This window comes from Lentzea sp. NPDC006480 (assembly GCF_040611995.1).
GTDB lineage: Bacteria > Actinomycetota > Actinomycetes > Mycobacteriales > Pseudonocardiaceae > Lentzea.
In genome coordinates, this window is sequence record NZ_JBEXPJ010000015.1 from 1 (window position 1) to 16,710 (window position 16,710).

Annotated in this window: 18 protein-coding genes and 1 pseudogene; 11 read left to right on the top strand and 8 right to left on the bottom strand. The window is 67.9% G+C overall.

The window, feature by feature from the left end; all coding sequences use genetic code 11:
* The 4 genes and pseudogenes from ABZX92_RS08745 to ABZX92_RS08760 all read left to right on the top strand — a co-directional run.
* Positions 1 to 95: pseudogene (locus ABZX92_RS08745) on the top strand (GDP-mannose 4,6-dehydratase); the annotation flags it as partial.
* 37 nt (positions 96 to 132) lie between these two features.
* On the top strand, positions 133 to 285 hold the full coding sequence (locus ABZX92_RS08750; protein ID WP_355555689.1) for a cold shock domain-containing protein: 153 nt from the start codon (positions 133 to 135) through the stop codon (positions 283 to 285).
* A gap of 81 nt (positions 286 to 366) precedes the next feature.
* The gene (locus ABZX92_RS08755; protein ID WP_355555520.1) at positions 367 to 939 is read left to right on the top strand and encodes an AAA family ATPase; all 573 of its coding nucleotides are present in this window, start codon (positions 367 to 369) and stop codon (positions 937 to 939) included.
* Entirely contained in the window at positions 936 to 1,448 is a 513-nt protein-coding gene (locus ABZX92_RS08760) for a hypothetical protein (protein ID WP_355555522.1), read from the top strand. The genes ABZX92_RS08755 and ABZX92_RS08760 overlap by 4 nt, the downstream gene beginning before the upstream one ends.
* 3 nt (positions 1,449 to 1,451) lie before the next feature.
* On the opposite strand, the gene ABZX92_RS08765 is transcribed toward ABZX92_RS08760, so the two are convergent.
* Positions 1,452 to 1,898: a hypothetical protein gene (locus tag ABZX92_RS08765; protein ID WP_355555524.1), complete on the bottom strand. Its 447-nt coding sequence runs from the start codon at positions 1,896 to 1,898 to the stop codon at positions 1,452 to 1,454.
* A 121-nt stretch (positions 1,899 to 2,019) separates the two neighbouring features.
* Between ABZX92_RS08765 and ABZX92_RS08770 the strand changes: the two genes are divergently transcribed.
* Positions 2,020 to 2,571: a DUF4328 domain-containing protein gene (locus tag ABZX92_RS08770; protein WP_355555526.1), complete on the top strand. Its 552-nt coding sequence runs from the start codon at positions 2,020 to 2,022 to the stop codon at positions 2,569 to 2,571.
* Positions 2,568 to 3,251 carry a DUF4328 domain-containing protein gene (locus ABZX92_RS08775; RefSeq protein ID WP_355555528.1) on the top strand — a complete coding sequence of 228 codons (684 nt, stop codon included), beginning with the start codon at positions 2,568 to 2,570 and terminating at the stop codon, positions 3,249 to 3,251. Before ABZX92_RS08770 ends, ABZX92_RS08775 begins: the two co-directional genes overlap by 4 nt.
* Here the strand turns inward: ABZX92_RS08775 and ABZX92_RS08780 are convergent.
* The 5 genes from ABZX92_RS08780 to ABZX92_RS08800 form a co-directional block, all read right to left on the bottom strand.
* Positions 3,214 to 3,801 carry a TetR/AcrR family transcriptional regulator gene (locus ABZX92_RS08780; RefSeq protein ID WP_355555530.1) on the bottom strand — a complete coding sequence of 196 codons (588 nt, stop codon included), beginning with the start codon at positions 3,799 to 3,801 and terminating at the stop codon, positions 3,214 to 3,216. The two genes, ABZX92_RS08775 and ABZX92_RS08780, sit on opposite strands and share 38 nt — an antisense overlap.
* Positions 3,798 to 5,723, bottom strand: a complete 1,926-nt coding sequence (locus ABZX92_RS08785) for a YhgE/Pip domain-containing protein (RefSeq protein ID WP_355555532.1) — start codon at positions 5,721 to 5,723, stop codon at positions 3,798 to 3,800. The genes ABZX92_RS08780 and ABZX92_RS08785 overlap by 4 nt, the downstream gene beginning before the upstream one ends.
* Positions 5,720 to 6,352, bottom strand: coding sequence for an ATP-binding cassette domain-containing protein (locus ABZX92_RS08790; protein WP_355555534.1), 633 nt, complete (start codon positions 6,350 to 6,352; stop codon positions 5,720 to 5,722). Before ABZX92_RS08790 ends, ABZX92_RS08785 begins: the two co-directional genes overlap by 4 nt.
* 78 nt (positions 6,353 to 6,430) lie before the next feature.
* The gene (locus ABZX92_RS08795; RefSeq protein ID WP_355555536.1) at positions 6,431 to 7,354 is read right to left on the bottom strand and encodes a GNAT family N-acetyltransferase; all 924 of its coding nucleotides are present in this window, start codon (positions 7,352 to 7,354) and stop codon (positions 6,431 to 6,433) included.
* Between the two features lie 11 nt (positions 7,355 to 7,365).
* Positions 7,366 to 8,199 carry a class I SAM-dependent methyltransferase gene (locus ABZX92_RS08800; protein WP_355555538.1) on the bottom strand — a complete coding sequence of 278 codons (834 nt, stop codon included), beginning with the start codon at positions 8,197 to 8,199 and terminating at the stop codon, positions 7,366 to 7,368.
* Positions 8,200 to 8,379: 180 nt separating this feature from the next.
* Between ABZX92_RS08800 and rpsA the strand changes: the two genes are divergently transcribed.
* The 3 genes from rpsA (at position 8,380) to coaE (ending at position 11,949) form a co-directional block, all read left to right on the top strand.
* Entirely contained in the window at positions 8,380 to 9,870 is a 1,491-nt protein-coding gene (gene rpsA, locus ABZX92_RS08805; RefSeq protein WP_355555540.1) for a 30S ribosomal protein S1, read from the top strand.
* 302 nt (positions 9,871 to 10,172) lie between these two features.
* Positions 10,173 to 10,790 (top strand): hypothetical protein, encoded by a 618-nt coding sequence (locus ABZX92_RS08810; RefSeq protein WP_355555542.1) that lies wholly within the window; start codon positions 10,173 to 10,175, stop codon positions 10,788 to 10,790.
* A 10-nt stretch (positions 10,791 to 10,800) separates the two neighbouring features.
* A complete protein-coding gene (gene coaE / locus ABZX92_RS08815; RefSeq protein WP_355555544.1) occupies positions 10,801 to 11,949 on the top strand; it encodes a dephospho-CoA kinase in 1,149 nt (382 codons plus the stop codon).
* On the opposite strand, the gene ABZX92_RS08820 is transcribed toward coaE, so the two are convergent.
* On the bottom strand, positions 11,925 to 12,443 hold the full coding sequence (locus tag ABZX92_RS08820) for a hypothetical protein (RefSeq protein WP_355555546.1): 519 nt from the start codon (positions 12,441 to 12,443) through the stop codon (positions 11,925 to 11,927). The two genes, coaE and ABZX92_RS08820, sit on opposite strands and share 25 nt — an antisense overlap.
* Before the next feature lie 88 nt (positions 12,444 to 12,531).
* The gene (locus ABZX92_RS08825) at positions 12,532 to 13,041 is read right to left on the bottom strand and encodes a DUF402 domain-containing protein (RefSeq protein WP_355555548.1); all 510 of its coding nucleotides are present in this window, start codon (positions 13,039 to 13,041) and stop codon (positions 12,532 to 12,534) included.
* A gap of 50 nt (positions 13,042 to 13,091) precedes the next feature.
* Here ABZX92_RS08825 and ABZX92_RS08830 point away from each other — a divergent pair, with 50 nt between their 5' ends.
* A complete protein-coding gene (locus ABZX92_RS08830) occupies positions 13,092 to 14,195 on the top strand; it encodes a DUF5685 family protein (protein WP_355555550.1) in 1,104 nt (367 codons plus the stop codon).
* A 54-nt stretch (positions 14,196 to 14,249) separates the two neighbouring features.
* The gene (gene uvrB / locus ABZX92_RS08835; RefSeq protein WP_355555551.1) at positions 14,250 to 16,412 is read left to right on the top strand and encodes an excinuclease ABC subunit UvrB; all 2,163 of its coding nucleotides are present in this window, start codon (positions 14,250 to 14,252) and stop codon (positions 16,410 to 16,412) included.
* Positions 16,413 to 16,710: the final 298 nt, after the last annotated feature.

The window sequence follows — 16,710 nt, forward strand, 5'->3', positions numbered from 1 at the left end:
ACCTGATGCTGCAGCAGGACGAGCCGGAGGACTACGTCGTCGGCACCGGCGAGATGCACTCGGTGCGCGACGCCGTGCGCCTGGCGTTCGAGCACCGTCAAGTGGTTCAACGCCGAAAAGGGCTTCGGCTTCATCGCCCCCGAGGACGGCGGCGCTGACGTCTTCGTCCACTACTCGGCCCTCAACGGCGGCGGCTACCGCAGCCTCGAGGAGAACCAGAAGGTCTCGTTCGACATCACGCAGGGCCAGAAGGGCCCGCAGGCCACGAACGTCACCGCTCTCTGAGCTGAGCTGTGAGAAGCAGGGCCCCCGGGGTGTTCCCCGGGGGCCCTGTTTTCGTGTGAGCCACGGCACTAGCCTGGCCCGATGCCGTTGCTCGGTCCAGCTGATCCGCTGCCGCACGTGCCCCGGCGCATCCTCGTCGCCGGAAACGCCGGATCCGGCAAGTCCACCCTGTGCCGCCGCATCGCCGAGCGCTGTGACCTGCGCCGAGTGGAGCTGGACAGCCTCTACTGGGGTCCGCGGTGGACGCCCCGGCCGCAGTTCCGCGCCGAGGTGGCGTCCTTCGCCGAGGAGACCCACTGGGTCACCGAGTTCCAGTACAAGGAGGTCCGGCGCGAGCTGCTGGCCCGCGCGGACACGCTCATCTGGCTCGACCACCCGTTCTCGATGGTCATGGGGCGGCTGGTGAGTCGCACGATCAGACGTCGCGCGGGTGGGGTGGAGTTGTGGAACGGTAACCAGGAACCGTCGCTGTGGTCGGTGTTCACGGACTCCGAGCACATTCTGCGGTGGGGCTGGAAGACCTACCGGCGCAACCGGACCAGGGTGCTCGAGCTGGTCGACGAGGTCGTGGTCGTGCGGTTGCGCGGGCAGGGGCAGGTGGAGCGGTGGCTGGCCGGGCCGCTGGCGTCGGTCGGGGAGGAGCGTGCTCGGTGAGAACGGCTCTGGTGCTCGGCGGGACCGGAATGCTGGCCGGATGTGCGCAGAAGCTGGTCGAACGCGGGTGGCAGGTCGTGCTGCCGTCGCGGACCCAGCCGCTGATGGCCGACGACGGACCCGGACGGGCGGCGCGGGCGTCGTTGCGGCGAGGACACCGGCCCACCTGGGTCAGGGCCGACTGGGCCAAGCCCGCCGAGCTGGCGTCCGAGGTCGAGTACGAGCTTCGAGGTCAACGAGTGAACCTGCTGGTCGCGTGGGTGCACGACAACTACCGCACAGCCGTCCTACGAGCCGTGCGGCACCTGCTGGCCGAGGGCGCGCCGGTGGTGGAGGTGCACACGTGCGGGCCGGTGCCGGACCCGGTGCTGCCGAACCCGACGCAGCAGGTGCTGCTGGGCCACTTCGCGCACGACGCCGCGCAGCGCACGAGCCGGGCCGTGCTGGAGGCCGTCGAACGGGCGTTGGAAGGGCGGGCGCCCTCGCTGCACCACGAGGACGCCCGCTGACCGCTACTTGACGACCTTCGCGCGGCCGATCTCGGCCTGCACCTTGATGCCCGCCGCCACGTCCACGAGCTGGCGGATCACCAGGTCCTCGTTGCGGATGTCGGCGATCTTCTGCTTGGTCTTGGTCGTGAACTCGAACTTCGCGACCTTGGGCGAGGTGATCTCGGCGACCTTCTGGAAGTCCTTGCTGAAGTCCACGACCACGTCCGCGTTGTCGAGGACCTGCAGCTGGTAGTCGTCGGGGTCGGCGGACGCGAAGCCCTTCTTGAACTCGCCGGACACCTTGATGCCGTCAGCCGTCTCCTCGAAGTCGAGGACGCCGTCGGCTGGGCGGAACAGGACCTCCTGGAACGAGGCGGTGGCCGTCGCGGGCGCGGCGGCGAGCGCCGGGGTCGTCGTGAGGGCACAGCAGGCCAGAAGCGCGACGAGGACGCGTAGCGGTTTCGACATGTCTTCGTTCGTACCGCCGGCCATTTAGCCCCGCACGACCAAACACATCGCTCGATCGGGCGTTGAGGTTGTACGCTCCGCGCCGACGTCGGGGGACGTGTGCATTTCCTGGGGGGAAATCGTGAGTGCTGTGAGGTCGGCGCATGGCGTCGGCACCGCGGCGACGGGCCTGATCGCGTTCGCGGCGGGAACCGAGGTCGTGACGACCGTGCTGCTGTGGGTCTCGCCTGCCGAGCCCATGCCGTACTGGGTCGCGTTGTTCGCGCATGTCGTGGCTGGAGTCGTCTTCATCTCGTGGATGAGCCAGGCACGGCTCAACTCGGACGTCATCACGTCCAAGCACCAGCACCGCTACACGAACATGTGGGTGTTCGTCGGGTGGATCATCCCGCTCGCGAACCTGTTCATTCCGTACGCGGTGATGCAGGACATCTGGCGCGGGTCGGACCGGTCACAGCCCATGACCGCGCTTCGGGAGCGGCCGTTCAGCGGCCTCGTCAGGGCGTGGTGGGCCACCTTCATCGCCGGGAACCTGGTCGCCTCGGTGCCCGGGCTGACGCTGCGGGACGCCGCTGCCTGGGGCACGCTCTCCGCCGCGCTCGGCGTTGCGGCGGCGGTGCTGGCGGCGCGGATGATCAAGCAGTTGAACGCAGTCCAAGTGGGGGAATCATGATCACCGAACCGTTCAGACCGGTCCGCGGCATCGGTGTGGCCGCGTCCGTCCTCATCGGACTCGACGCCGTCTTCTCCGTCCTGGACGGGATCGCCTCGCAGCGCAGCGCGGACGTCGTGCAGGCGTACACCGAGGGCAACGCGACGATGGACGACGCACGCGCGGCCGACGCCTTCTCGGTGATGGTCAACCTGCCGGGTCTGCTGGTGACGATCGCGGCCGGCGTGGTGTTCATCGTGTGGATCTACCGGTCGCGGCAGAACGCCGAGCGGGTCACCTACCCCGTGGACCACCGGCACTCGCGCGGGTGGGCGATCGGCTCGTGGTTCACGCCTGTCGTGAACCTCTGGTACCCGGCGCAGATCGTCCAGGACGTGTGGCGTGCCTTCGACCCGGCGCAGCAGGACCGTCCGCTGGAGGCCCGGGACAAGCACGGTTTCATCGCCGTGTGGTGGGCGGCGTACCTCGCGATGTCGTACGTCGGCGGCGCAATGGGGCGGCTCGCGCTGGCGGACGCGGAGCTGTCCGTCGTCGCCACCTGGACGTGGGTGACGACGGCCTTCACGGTCATCGCCGCCGTGCTGGCCGTCGTGCTGATCAAGCGGCTGACCGAGCTGCAGGACCAGACCCGGCCGCAGGAGTTCAGCGGGCCTGTCCAAGTCCACGTACCAGGTGCATGACCGAGTCCCGCACCTGAGCCCGTGACCGCTCGGGCTGGAACACCTGCCAGTCCAGCGCGATCACGAGCAGCGTGCCGAACAACGCCGCCGACGCGGTGCCGACCTCGACCCCTTCTGGCAGTCGGCCCGCGTCGGACAGGCGCTTCATCTGACCGCGCACGATCGACACGATGTCGTCGCGCAGCAACGAGAGAGTGCCGTGCCACTGGCCCGGCGTGCGCCACAGCTCGGAGACCAGCAGCTGGCCGAACGCCGGATATTCGGCCCAGAAGCCGAGCATCTCGTCGACCAGTGCCTCCAGCGAGTTCTCGGCCTCCTCGGCGGACCGCAGCCGGCCCGCGAGGATCTCGACCCCGTGCCGCAGCAGCGCTTCGACCAGAGCGTCCTTCGAGGCGAAGTTGTAGTAGATCGTGCCCTTGGCGACGCCCGCCTCCGCGGCGATCTCGTCGACCGTCACCGAGGCGGCACCCCGTTCGCCGACCAGCTTCAGCGCCGCGTCGAAGAGCTTCTGCTTGGTCGCGGTTGTCCGTGCACTTTTGTGGGCGCTCACAGCACCAGCTCCGGCTTGAGCTTGGAAGGTGTCCACACCCGCTGCTTGTAGGCCGCCACGGATGACAAGGCTAGGGCCCCGACGAGCCACGCGAGAAGGATCAAAGCGTCGTGTCCGACGCTGCCCAGGTCGCCGCCGTACATCAGATGACGCAGGCCGTCGACCGCGTAGCCCATCGGCAGGCCGTAGTGCAGCGGGTACAGCGGCACCGGGATCGTCTGCCACGGGAACGTGCCGCCCGCGCTGACCAGCTGCAGGATCAGCAGGATCAGTCCCAGGAACTTGCCCACGGCACCGAACGCGGCGTTGAGCGCGTGCAGGATCGCGACGAACGTCAGCGACATCAGCACGAGGAACCCGAACGTGCCGAAGGGGTTCGACGGCTCGATGTCGACCACGAACCGCACGACCGAGAACATCACGAGCACCTGCACGATGCCGAGCACCGCACCTGGCAACCATCCGCCCAACGCGACGCGCAACGCTGACTGTCCAGCGGCGAGCGCACGGCGTGAGAGCGGGCGCAGCAGCAGGAAGAGCACGAACGCGCCGATCCACGTTGCCAGGCCGAGGAAGAACGGAGCCAGACCGGCGCCGTAAGTGGCGGCCTTCGTCTGGGACAGGCCCTTCACCGCCACCGGGTCACCGATGGCCTGGGCGATCGCCGCGCGCGTCGGGTCGTCCGCGTTCGGGATCTTGTTCACGCCGCCGGACAGGCCGTTGCTCAGCTCCGCCGCACCGCTCGCGAGCTTGGTCGCGCCGTCCTTGAGCTGTGGCGTGCCCGTCGCGGCCTTCTGCAGGCCGTCGCGCAGCTGGGCGTTGCCGTCGGCGAGCTTCGTGGCGCCGTCGTCGAGCTTGCCGATGCCGGTGACGAGACCGGGCATCTTCGACGAGAGCTGCTCGGCGCCGTCCGCGACCTGGTCCGCGCCGTTCGCGAGCTTGCGCAGGTCACCCGCGGCGCCCTGCACCTTGCCGTTCGCGTCGTCGACCGGCTTGCGGACCTGGGTGAGCGTGCTCATCACCTGCTGCACCTGGGCCTCGGTGAAGCCCAAGGCGCGCAAGTGGTTCGCGACGTCGCCGTTCGCCTGGTCGAGCACGCCGACGAGCGCTTGGGCCTTCTTCGCGTACTCCTCGGCCTGCGTAGCGGCGGTCTCGTTGCCGTTGGCGACCTGTCGCGCGCCATCGGCGATCTTCTGCGCGCCGGCGGGGAGTTGCGCGGTCTGCGAGCGGAGCTCGTGCGTGCCGTCCCGCAGCTGCGCGGCACCGTCCGCAGCGGTCACCGCACCGGAGGAGAGCTGCTGGACACCGCTGTCGAGCTCACCGATCTTGTCGCGCAGGGTGGCGCTGCCGTCCGCGAGCTGCTTGGCGCCGTCGGCCGCCTTGGTCGTCTCCTCGCGGATCGTGGAGAAGCCCAGCAGCAGCTTGTCGGCGGCCTCGGTGGAGACCTTCGCGGTGACGGCGCGACGCACCTCGGCGACGACCTGGTTCGCGATCGTGCTGCCCAGGTAGTTGTTGGCGTCGTTGGTGGTCAGCGTCAGCACGCCCTGGCGGGGCTTGTTCTGCTCGGCGGACGTGAGCGCCTCGGAGAAGTCCTCCGGGAGCGTCAGGGCGAAGATGTACTTGCCCTTGCGCACGCCCTCGTCGGCGTCGGCGGGGTTGTCCACGACCTGCCACTTGAACTTGTTGCCCTTGAGCAGTTCGTCCGCGACGTCCTTGCCGGCGTTGAGGTCCTTGGCGCCCTTGTCCTTCACCACCAGTGCGGCTGGGACGTTGTGGAGGTTCGCGTACGGGTCCTTGTTGGCGTACAGGTAGAGCGACGCGTACAGCAGAGGCACGAGGGCCAGAGCCAGGACGGCGAGCTTGGGGAGCTTGCCGGAGGTGATCCGGCGAAGTTCGTTGAAGGCCATGCGAAGGGCGCTCATGCGGTGATCTCCATCTTGGTGTCGTTGTTGTCCTCACCAAGGCGCGCGTGCGGGATGTCGAGGATGTGGGCGGAGGAGTTCGAGCACAGGGCGACCACGGACCGTTCGGGGGTCACGTAGTTCTGCGCCAAGGCGAACCACTCGCGCGGGTTGGGGTGGTAGCGGTCCGGGCAGTCGAGGACGAGTGCCGTGACGCCGGGGCGTTCGGAGGCGAGTTCGAGCATCACGGCGCAGCGCGTGTGTGGCGGCACGTGCTCGAAGCGCTTGTTGGCGTGCTCGTCGGCGGCGTGCTCGACCAACCAGTCGTGCACCGCCTTCTTGCCGGAGCGCATGCCGTTCATCGCGAGCTCCTCGCCGACGATGGCGGAGAGGGTGAGCGCTTCCTCCGGCTCGTTCACCTCGGGGGCGTCGACCAGCACGACCTGCTTGCGCAGGATCTTCGGGTCCGGCGAGACCGTGCCCGTGGAGGGCTTGATGCGGCCGGAGAGCAGCAGGCCGAGCGCGGTGTGACCGGTGCCGGGCTCGCCCGCGACCAGCGTCAGCTCTCCCGGCTTCACGGTCAGCGAAGTCGGGCGCAGCAGAGGACCATGTCCTCCGTTGACGCCTGCGCGACTTGCGTGGATCTCCACGGGTTTACCTTCCGTTTAAACTGACCGGTCAGTACAAATTCTCGCGCAGACTTCGCCCGGCGGCAAGTCGGACATAGGTCACCTAAGGGCCGCGGCGGGGCGTACTTCCCACACGGTCCACAGCGGCCGGTAGCCCTGACGGGGCCAGAAGACGCTGCTCAGCGGGTTCGGCGGGTTGTAGTAGAGGTACGTGCCGACCGCGCCCATCCGGTGAAGCTCCTGGTGGGCGTACGCGACGAGCTGCTGGCCGATGCCGGTGCCGCGGGCTCCCGGCAGCACGGAGACGCAGTTCACATAGCCCCAGCGGCCGCGGGGCAGTCTCATCGCGGCCATCGTGCCGGGTTCGGACGACACGATCGCGCACTCGGCGAGCGCGACCGCGATGCCGTCCCGTTCGGCGAGCCAGATGGGGCTCGCGTTGGCGAGGCGTTCGGCGAGCGCGCGTTGCTTGACGGCTCGCGCTTCCGGGCGGACGAGCGTGGAGCCGACGAACGACGAGTACTCCAGCTCGGCCAGCGACAGCTCCAGCACGGCGTCCAGGTCGTGCGGAGTGGCGCGGCGGATCGTCAGCGTGCGGGGGAGACGTGGTTGAGGTGCTCTCAGCCGCACGGCGAGCACGGACAGCGGTACCAGGCCGTGGTCGAGGAACGCGCGCGCCGCTTTCGTGTCACGGCTCGGCCAGTGCACCACGCACGCGCTGTCCTCGTCGTGGACGTCCTGCGTGTCGAGGTGCCGGCGGAAGCGGGTGAGCAGCGCGTCCATCCCCTGCGAGGTGCCGACCAGCGGCAACAGCTCCCACACCTGCGCGGTGGACCAGAGCCGGATCGTGGAGTGCTCTTCGTACGTTTTGTGGCTGATGACCCCGGCGACGCGCGCGCCGTCCGCGAGCGCGGCCGTGATGACGTGGCCGTCGGTGGGTGGTTCGACGGCCGACGGGAGTAACGGGTCCAGTGACGTGAACCGAGCCGACTGGGCCGCCACGAGTCCGCGTGCCGAGGTCATGGCCGATGAGATTACGACGTCAGGCGCGTGCGGAAGATCGCGGTGCCGGGGAAGAGCTTGCCCCGCAGCGGGCTCCACTGGCCCCAGATCCGGGTGTGTCCCTTCGGCCACTCGGGCTCGACGAGGTCTTCGAGCGTGAAGCCGGTGTTCGTGAGGGCCCGGACGTAGTCGCCGAGGGTGCGGTGGTGCTCGACGTACACGGCGTGGCCCTCGCCGTCGACCTCTACATAAGGGGTGCGGTCGAAGTACGACTGCGTGACGGTCAGGCCGAGCGGGCCGGGGTCGTCGGGGAAGATCCACCGCATCGGGTGGTTCACCGCGAAGACCCAGTCGCCGCCGGGCTTGAGGACGCGGGCGATCTCGCTGAAGACCTCTTGCACGTCGGCCACGAACGGCACCGCGCCGAAAGCCGAGCAGGCGGCGTCGAAGGAGTCGTCCGCGAACGGCAGCTGGTCGGCGCTGGCCTGCACGAGCGGGACCTGGATGCCGGTGCTGTCGTTGTGCTCGCGGGCGTGCCTGAGCATGCCTTCGGAGATGTCCAGCGCCGTGACGTTCGCCTTGTTGGCCTTGAGCCAGCGGGCGCACGGGGCACTGCCGCAGCCGACCTCCAGGATGCTCTGACCAGCGATGTCACCCAGGTAGCGGGTGTCCTCCTCACGCAGGCCCTCAGGGCACCAGACGAAGTCGGCCGCGCCCAGGAAGTCGCCGTGCGTCTCGTGGTAGTCGTCGGCGTCCGCGTCCCACCAGACGCGGTTCGCCAGGCGTGACTCCGCGGCGTCCGCTCCGCGCTTGACGATGCCGGCCGTGCCGAGCGCTTGCTCCGCGCTCGCGTGCTGGTTGGACACACTGCTCCTTCACCTGGGGGCTGGTTTGCTCACACCTCTCGCGGCCGCGTACGATAACGCCCGCGTAGTGGGTTAGTGCTGCCCATGATCCAGAACGGTCGGGGATTCCAGGTCGCTGCGATGCTGCGCGCGCACCACTACCACTCATTAATGCCAATCCGTACCGGAGCCACCTACCTAATGTCCACCGACACCACCACCGCCCCCGTTGCCGCTGCGCCCAAGCAGGTCGCGATCAACGACATCGGGACGGAGGAGGACTTCCTCGCTGCTATCGACAAGACGATCAAGTACTTCAACGATGGCGACATCGTCGAAGGCACGATCGTCAAGGTCGACCGGGACGAGGTCCTGCTCGACATCGGCTACAAGACCGAGGGCGTCATCCCCTCGCGCGAACTGTCGATCAAGCACGACGTCGACCCCAACGAGGTTGTCAAGGTTGGTGACGAGGTCGAGGCACTTGTTCTCCAGAAGGAGGACAAGGAAGGCCGCCTGATCCTCTCCAAGAAGCGCGCCCAGTACGAGCGCGCGTGGGGCACCATCGAGGCCCTCAAGGAGAAGGACGAGCCCGTCAAGGGCACCGTCATCGAGGTCGTCAAGGGTGGTCTCATCCTCGACATCGGCCTGCGCGGCTTCCTCCCCGCCTCCCTCGTCGAGATGCGTCGCGTCCGCGACCTCCAGCCGTACGTCGGCCGTGAGCTCGAGGCGAAGATCATCGAGCTGGACAAGAACCGCAACAACGTGGTCCTGTCCCGCCGCGCGTGGCTCGAGCAGACCCAGTCCGAGGTCCGCAGCGAGTTCCTCAACCAGCTGCAGAAGGGCCAGGTCCGCAAGGGCGTCGTGTCCTCGATCGTCAACTTCGGTGCCTTCGTGGACCTGGGTGGCGTCGACGGTCTCGTCCACGTCTCGGAGCTGTCCTGGAAGCACATCGACCACCCGTCCGAGGTTGTCGAGGTCGGCCAGGAAGTCACCGTCGAGGTCCTCGACGTCGACATGGAGCGCGAGCGCGTCTCCCTGTCGCTGAAGGCCACGCAGGAAGACCCGTGGCGCCAGTTCGCCCGCACCCACGCGATCGGCCAGATCGTGCCGGGCAAGGTCACGAAGCTGGTTCCGTTCGGTGCGTTCGTCCGCGTGGACGAGGGCATCGAGGGCCTGGTCCACATCTCCGAGCTGGCCGAGCGCCACGTCGAGATCCCGGAGCAGGTCGTCCAGGTCGGCGACGACGTCATGGTCAAGGTCATCGACATCGACCTCGACCGCCGTCGCATCTCGCTGTCGCTCAAGCAGGCCAACGAGGGCTTCACGGTCGACACCGAGTTCGACCCGACCCAGTACGGCATGGCCGCCGAGTACGACGACCAGGGGAACTACATCTACCCCGAGGGCTTCGACCCGGAGACCCAGGAGTGGCAGGACGGCTTCGACAAGCAGCGTGAGGAGTGGGAGCGCCAGTACGCCGAGGCGCACACTCGTTACGAGTCGCACATGAAGCAGATCAAGAAGGCCGCTGAGGCTGAGGAAGAGGCTTCGGCCGAGGGTGCGGGCAACTACACCTCGGGTGGGGACGCTCCTTCCGCTTCGGTCGGCGCGCCGGCTCAGTCCGGTGGCACGCTGGCCTCCGACGAGCAGCTCGCGGCTCTCCGCGAGAAGCTGTCGGGCGGCATGTGAGCTAGAGCCTGAAAAAGAGCCCCGCACCCCAGGTGCGGGGCTCTTTCGCGTTGGTGGGCTCTGGCGTCTGCAAGCCCGGCCGAATACCGAGCCCAGGCCCTCGCGGCCTTACCTCTACTTAGCCAGTCCAACTTCCGGGGACCAGTTCACACCTCAGGTGGAGGAAGGTTCCCTTCATGGACGTGGGCCGGGACCGCTTGTGCACGGTGCAGTGCTTTCAGACGCCTTGGCGCAGGCGCTGTGGAGGTCACTCGTTCACTCGGTGGTGGTGGGCTTGAGGCGTTGTGTAGGTTGGCAAACCTATGCGTGGGAACAATTTCTTCGGTGTGCTGGGCGCGGTGGCGCTGACGTTGTGCGCGGCCTGCTCTGGTGTGGCGCCGCAGACTCAGGCGCCGCCGCCGCAGATTCCGAAGATCACTCCGCCGACCACGCCGTCGCGGGTTCCGTTGATGGTGGATCGGCCGTTGCCGGACGACTGCGAGCTCGTGGTGCCCGTTGATGTCATGAACGCGACGGTCGGGCAGGAGTTGCCCGGGGAGCCCAGGATCATCATCGGGATCAAGGAGCCCTCGATCGGCAAGACCGGGAAGATCGATTGTTATTACGGGATTCCCGAGAAGAAGAACCTGGACGACGCCAAGATCGTCATCGGGCTGTCGACGTACACCGACGAGCTGACGGCGCGGACGCGGGTGGCCGAGAGCGTCGAGGCTGAGCGGGGTGGCGGGGCGAAGATCACCGAGGTCGACGTCGGGAAGCAGAAGGGGACGTTGATCGAGGGCAAGGACGAGCAGTTGCTGATCGGGTCGCTCGGGAAGTCGACGTTCGTGGTGCGCAACCGGAACAACTTCCTCCCGCAGGCTCGGTTGATGGCTGTGCTGCCGGTACTCGCCCAGCAGTGCATGACGCCGCCGGTCTAGCCTGTGCGGCATGCTCAGGGTGGGGTTGACCGGGGGAATCGGGTCCGGGAAGTCGACGATCGCGAAGCTGCTCGCCGAGAACGGCGCAGTGGTGATCGATGCGGACCAGCTCGCGCGTGAGGTGCTGGAGCCCGGTAGCGACGGGCTCAAGGAGGTCGTGAAGGCGTTCGGTGAGGACGTGCTGAACGACGACGGCACGTTGAACCGGGCGGCGTTGGCGGCCAAGGCGTTTGCGTCTGAGGACGCCAGGCAGACGCTCAACGGGATCACGCATCCGCGCATCGGGGCGTTGACCGGGCAGCGGATGGCCGAGGCGCCTGAGGACGCCATCGTCGTGCACGACATCCCGCTGCTGGTGGAGCGGGACATGGCGGCGGCGTACCACCTGGTGATCGTCGTGTACGCGGATGCCGAGACCCGGCTGCGGCGACTCGTCACCAGTCGCGGGATGGATCGGCAGGACGCGGAGAACCGGATTGCCGCGCAGGCCACGGACGAGCAGCGCCGGGCTGTGGCGGACGTGTGGCTGGACAACTCCGGGGAGGTTCCGGACGTCACCGTGTTGTGGGATCGGCTGGTGGGGTTCGAGAAGAACGTGCGGACGCAGTCGTACGCGTCCGGCTCGCCGATCGTGGTGCCGTACGACGGGCGGTGGCCTGCTCAGGCTCGGAGGGTGGCGCGGCGGATCAGCTTGGCGGCCGGTGGGCGGCACGTCGAGCACATCGGGTCGACCGCGGTGCCCGGGTTGGCGGCCAAGGACGTGCTGGACTTCCAGCTGGCGGTCGAGGACATGGAGACGGCCGACTCGTTGCGGGAGTCGTTGGCGCAGGCCGGTTTTCCGTACGTGGGGCCGTACACCGACACCCCGCAGGGCGAAGGTGACTGGAGCAAGCGGCTGCACGCCGGCGCTGATCCCGGCCGGCGGGTGAACCTGCACCTGCGGGTGTTCGGCGGGCCGGGCTGGCGATGGGCGATCGACTTCCGCAACTGGATTCGGCAGGACGCGCAGGCTCGTCAGGAGTACGAGAACCTCAAGGTCGAGCTGTCCCAGCGGTTTGCGACCGACTCCACCGGGTTCGCCTACGGCGAGGCGAAGGGACCGTGGATGCGGCAGGCGGTCGCACGGGTCGAGGCCTACAGGGGCGGCCAGGAGTCGTAGATGCCCTGCCAGGTCAGCCACGACGTGAGGTTGTGGTTGACGTTGCTGAGCTCTTCGAGGGTGCGGTGGATCGTGCGCAGGGCCTGGTCGGCGTCGCCGGGACGCAGGATCCGGCCCGCGACGGCGGCGGCGAACTCCTCGTTGCGGACGATGCGCGGGGTCGTGCCGCCGGGAACTGCCAGGCCCAGCAACAGGTCCGTGGTCTGCCAGTGGCGGTGGTCGCGCTCCACCCGGACTGCCGAGAGGACGCTCGGGCCGCTGCGGGAGTGGCGTGAGCGGGCGCGGTAGGTCGTGAGGCGCAGGCCCAGTTCGGGCATCAGCCAGGTGACCTCGGCGTCCGAGAACGGGTCCTCCGGGGTGGGATGCTCGATTCGCAGACCCCACCGTTCGACGTCGCACGAACTGAGAGTTCGTGAGCCACCGGACGAATAGGTGCGCACGCCCGAAATGGTGTCGACGACATCGACCAGCTGAGGTGTAGTGACCGCTCCCACGACGCCGAGGGTAGTCAAATAAGTGCGCCCAGTTACACGCCGGGTCGATTTGTTACGTCACGGTCAGATGACGACCACACTCTGTGTATCAACGCCAGGTGGTGGAACAACCCGAAGAGGTGAGCCACCTGACTACATCGTGACCGTGCGCTGAAATTCCCGACACCGCTGTGTAGGTGGTTTCCAGGGCCCATTGCGCGCGTTCCGGGGTGATCAACTTGTGCTGAAGTGCGGCGATCAGCTCGTCCGTGTCCAGCACGATCACGCTGTGACCCGTTCGGACGATCAGGTCGAGGTACAGGTCGGTCGTTTTCCAGACGGTGCCGATCGCGTTGATCTCCACGACGTCCACGTAGAAGTCGAAGTCGAGCTCGTGACCGGGGTGCCAGGACTGGCGCGTGACCCGGATGTTGAGCTTGGGCAGGAACCAGCTCTCGAAGTGGCTGATCTTCGGGTGGCCGGCGAGCGGCCGGAACATGTAGAGGCCGGTCGGCGTCAGGCGGTACTCGTCGACACTTCTCAGCTGTCCCTTGGGATCGGTGTTGCTCTTGGCGTCCAGGTCGAAGTACTCGATCTTCGGCGGATGGATGTGTGCCACGTCCGCGATACTGCCATCGTTCGGCGCTCCGGCCACTTAGGATGCCGCGCATGTTCGGGATCATCCGCCCCTGCCGCAACAGAATGGGCGCTGAGCTGCGGTCCGCGTGGCTCGCGCACCTGTGCGGGATGTGCCTGTCGTTGCGCGACGAGCACGGTCATCTGTCGAGGCTCGTCACCAACTACGACGGGCTGTTGATCTCGGCGGCGGTCGAGGCGCAGTCGGTCGTGTCGAGGCGGACGGCCGGGCCGTGTGCGTTGCGGGGCATGAAGTCCGCGGACGTGGCCATCGGCGACGGCGCGCGGCTGGCGGCGTCGGTGTCGCTGGTGCTGGCGTCGTTGAAGATCCACGACCACGTGGACGACGGGGACGGGCTCGCCGGCAAGGTCGGCTGGGCGGGACGGGCGGTGGCGCAGCGCTGGGCCGCCAAGGGCCTCGGAACGGCCTCCGACCTGGGGTTCGACGCGTCGGTAATGATCGACACGGTGCGGCGGCAGCCCGAGGTGGAGCGTGCGGCGGGGCTGGGCAGTTCGGTGCTGCTGGTGACGGAGCCGACGGAGACCGCGACCGGGTTCGCCGTCGCGCAGACGGCGTTCATCGCCGGAAGGCCGCAGAACGCCGAACCGCTGCGCGAGGTCGGACGGCTGTTCGGGCGGGTCGCGCACCTGATCGACGCCGCGGAGGACCTGGATGAGGACCGCGCGTCGGGTGCGTGGAACCCGTTGCTGGCCACCGGGACATCGGTCGACGAGGCACATCGGCTGTGCCTGGACGCGGTGACGGGGATCAGGCTGGCGCTCGACGAGATCGAGTTCACGGACGCGCGGCTGGTGCACAAGCTGCTGGTGCACGAGCTGGAGGAGTCGATCATCCGGGTGTTCGGCCGGAAGGGCCGCGACCCGCACAAACCCACCTGGTCGGATCCGGGCAGCGGGCTGTGGGCGTACCCGCGGCTGAACTGGCAGCCGCAGCCACGCGGATGCTTCGCCGGCTGCGGGGCGTTCCTCTACCAGTGCGGCACCTGTCAGTTCTGCTGCCGCGACCCGTTCCCGGGCCCGTGGAGCGACAAGCGCCGGGAGAACCCGTTCGACTGCGACTGCTGCGACACGTGCGACTGCTGCGACTGCGACTGCTCCTGCTGCCCGTGCGACTAGGGCTCTGACCAGGGCCGATCAGAAATTGTCAGACCCCCGGCGTAACGTGGCGCCGTGGCTTTCGCAACCGAGCTCCCGCCAGAGGAGAGCACCGTCAAGGCGCACTCCGAGCACCGTCCCGTCGGCGACATCGTCCGGTCCGACGGGCAGTTCCGCGTGGTCAGCGACTACCAGCCGGCCGGTGACCAGCCCGCGGCCATCGACGAGCTGGAACGCCGCGTCCGCACGGGCGAGCGCGACGTGGTGCTGCTCGGCGCCACCGGTACCGGCAAGTCGGCCACCACGGCGTGGCTGGTCGAGCGGCTGCAGCGGCCCACCCTGGTCATGGCGCCGAACAAGACCCTGGCCGCCCAGCTGGCCAACGAGCTGAAGGAGCTCTTCCCGCACAACGCGGTGGAGTACTTCGTCAGCTACTACGACTACTACCAGCCAGAGGCGTACATCCCGCAGACGGACACGTACATCGAGAAGGACTCCTCGATCAACGAGGACGTCGAGCGGCTGAGGCACTCCGCCACCATGTCGCTGCTGACCCGGCGCGACGTCATCGTGGTCGCCTCGGTGTCGTGCATCTACGGCCTCGGCACGCCCCAGTCCTACCTCGACCGCTCGATCCGCCTCGAGACCGGCGTGGAGGTCGACCGCGACGCGTTCCTGCGCCTGCTGGTCGACGTCCAGTACACCCGCAACGACATGTCGTTCACCCGCGGCTCGTTCCGCGTGCGCGGCGACACGGTCGAGATCATCCCGTCCTACGAGGAGCTGGCCGTCCGCGTCGAGTTCTTCGGCGACGAGATCGACAAGCTCTACTACCTCCACCCGCTGACGGGCGACATCGTCCGCGAGGTGAACGACCTCCGGATCTTCCCGGCCACCCACTACGTCGCCGGCCCGGAGCGCATGGAGCGCGCGATCCGGGACATCGAGGCCGAGCTGGAGACGACGCTCGCCCAGATGGAACGCCAGGGCAAGCTGCTCGAAGCCCAGCGCCTGCGCATGCGCACGTCCTACGACATCGAGATGATGCGCCAGGTCGGCTTCTGCAACGGCATCGAGAACTACTCGCGCCACATCGACGGCCGCGGCCCCGGCACCGCCCCCGCCACGCTGCTCGACTACTTCCCCGACGACTTCCTGATGGTCATCGACGAGTCGCACGTGACGGTGCCGCAGATCGGTGGCATGTACGAGGGCGACGCCTCCCGCAAGAGGAACTTGGTGGAGCACGGCTTCCGCCTGCCCTCGGCGTTGGACAACAGGCCGTTGACGTGGGAGGAGTTCGCCGACCGGATCGGTCAGGTCGTGTACCTGTCCGCGACGCCGGGGCCGTACGAGCTCGGGCAGTCCGGCGGCGAGTTCGTCGAGCAGGTGATTCGGCCCACCGGTCTGGTCGATCCCCAGATCGTGGTGAAGCCGACCGAGGGCCAGATCGACGACCTGGTGCACTCGATTCGCGAGCGGGCGGAGCGGGACGAGCGTGTTCTCGTCACGACGCTGACGAAGAAGATGGCCGAGGACCTCACGGACTACCTGCTGGAGCTGGGGATCCGGGTTCGGTACCTGCACTCCGAGGTCGACACGCTGCGTCGCGTGGAGTTGTTGCGCCAGCTGCGTCTCGGTGACTTCGACGTGCTGATCGGCATCAACCTGCTGCGGGAGGGTCTCGACCTGCCAGAGGTGTCGCTGGTGGCGATTCTGGACGCGGACAAGGAAGGCTTCCTGCGGTCCGGGACGTCGCTGGTGCAGACGATCGGCCGTGCGGCTCGCAACGTGTCGGGTGAGGTCCACATGTACGCGGACCGCATCACCGACTCGATGCGCCACGCGATCGACGAGACGAACCGGCGGCGCGAGAAGCAGGTCGCGTACAACGAGGAACGCGGGATTGATCCGCAGCCGCTGCGGAAGAAGATCACCGACATCTTGGAGGCGGTGTACTCCGAGGTGGAGGACGAGGTTCCGGTTGGAGGGTCTGGGCGGAACCAGTCTCGGGGGAAGCGGGCTACCGGGGAAGGTGGTCGGTCTTCTGGGGTGGTGGCTTCGCATGAGCGGGCTGGGATGGCTCGGTCGGAGCTGGCGGATCTGGTGCAGTCGTTGACTGATCAGATGATGAATGCGGCTCGGGATCTGCAGTTCGAGTTGGCGGCTCGGTTGCGGGATGAGATTCAGGATTTGAAGAAGGAGTTGCGGGGGATGGATGCGGCTGGGGTCAAGTGATTCTTGTGCGGGGCCGCCTTTGGTGTCCCGCGCTTGAGTTGCTCAGGTCGTCCCCTGTTTGTTGGCGGGTTCCTGGTGCGTGCGATCCGCGACCGGGCCGGTGGCCGCCTCGCGTTGGGCGCTTCCTCTGGGGGCCTCCGCCCCCAGACCCCCGCCGATCTCTTGGGTTCTAGTGGTCGTTGCAACGCCTGAGTTGTTCAGGGGTTGTGGTGTTCGAGATCCGCAAGGAACGCTCGGGGCGTAGGTGGTGCGGTCCGGGTGGGGGTCCTGTCCCAAGTCGTACCGGAGCGCCCTTCGC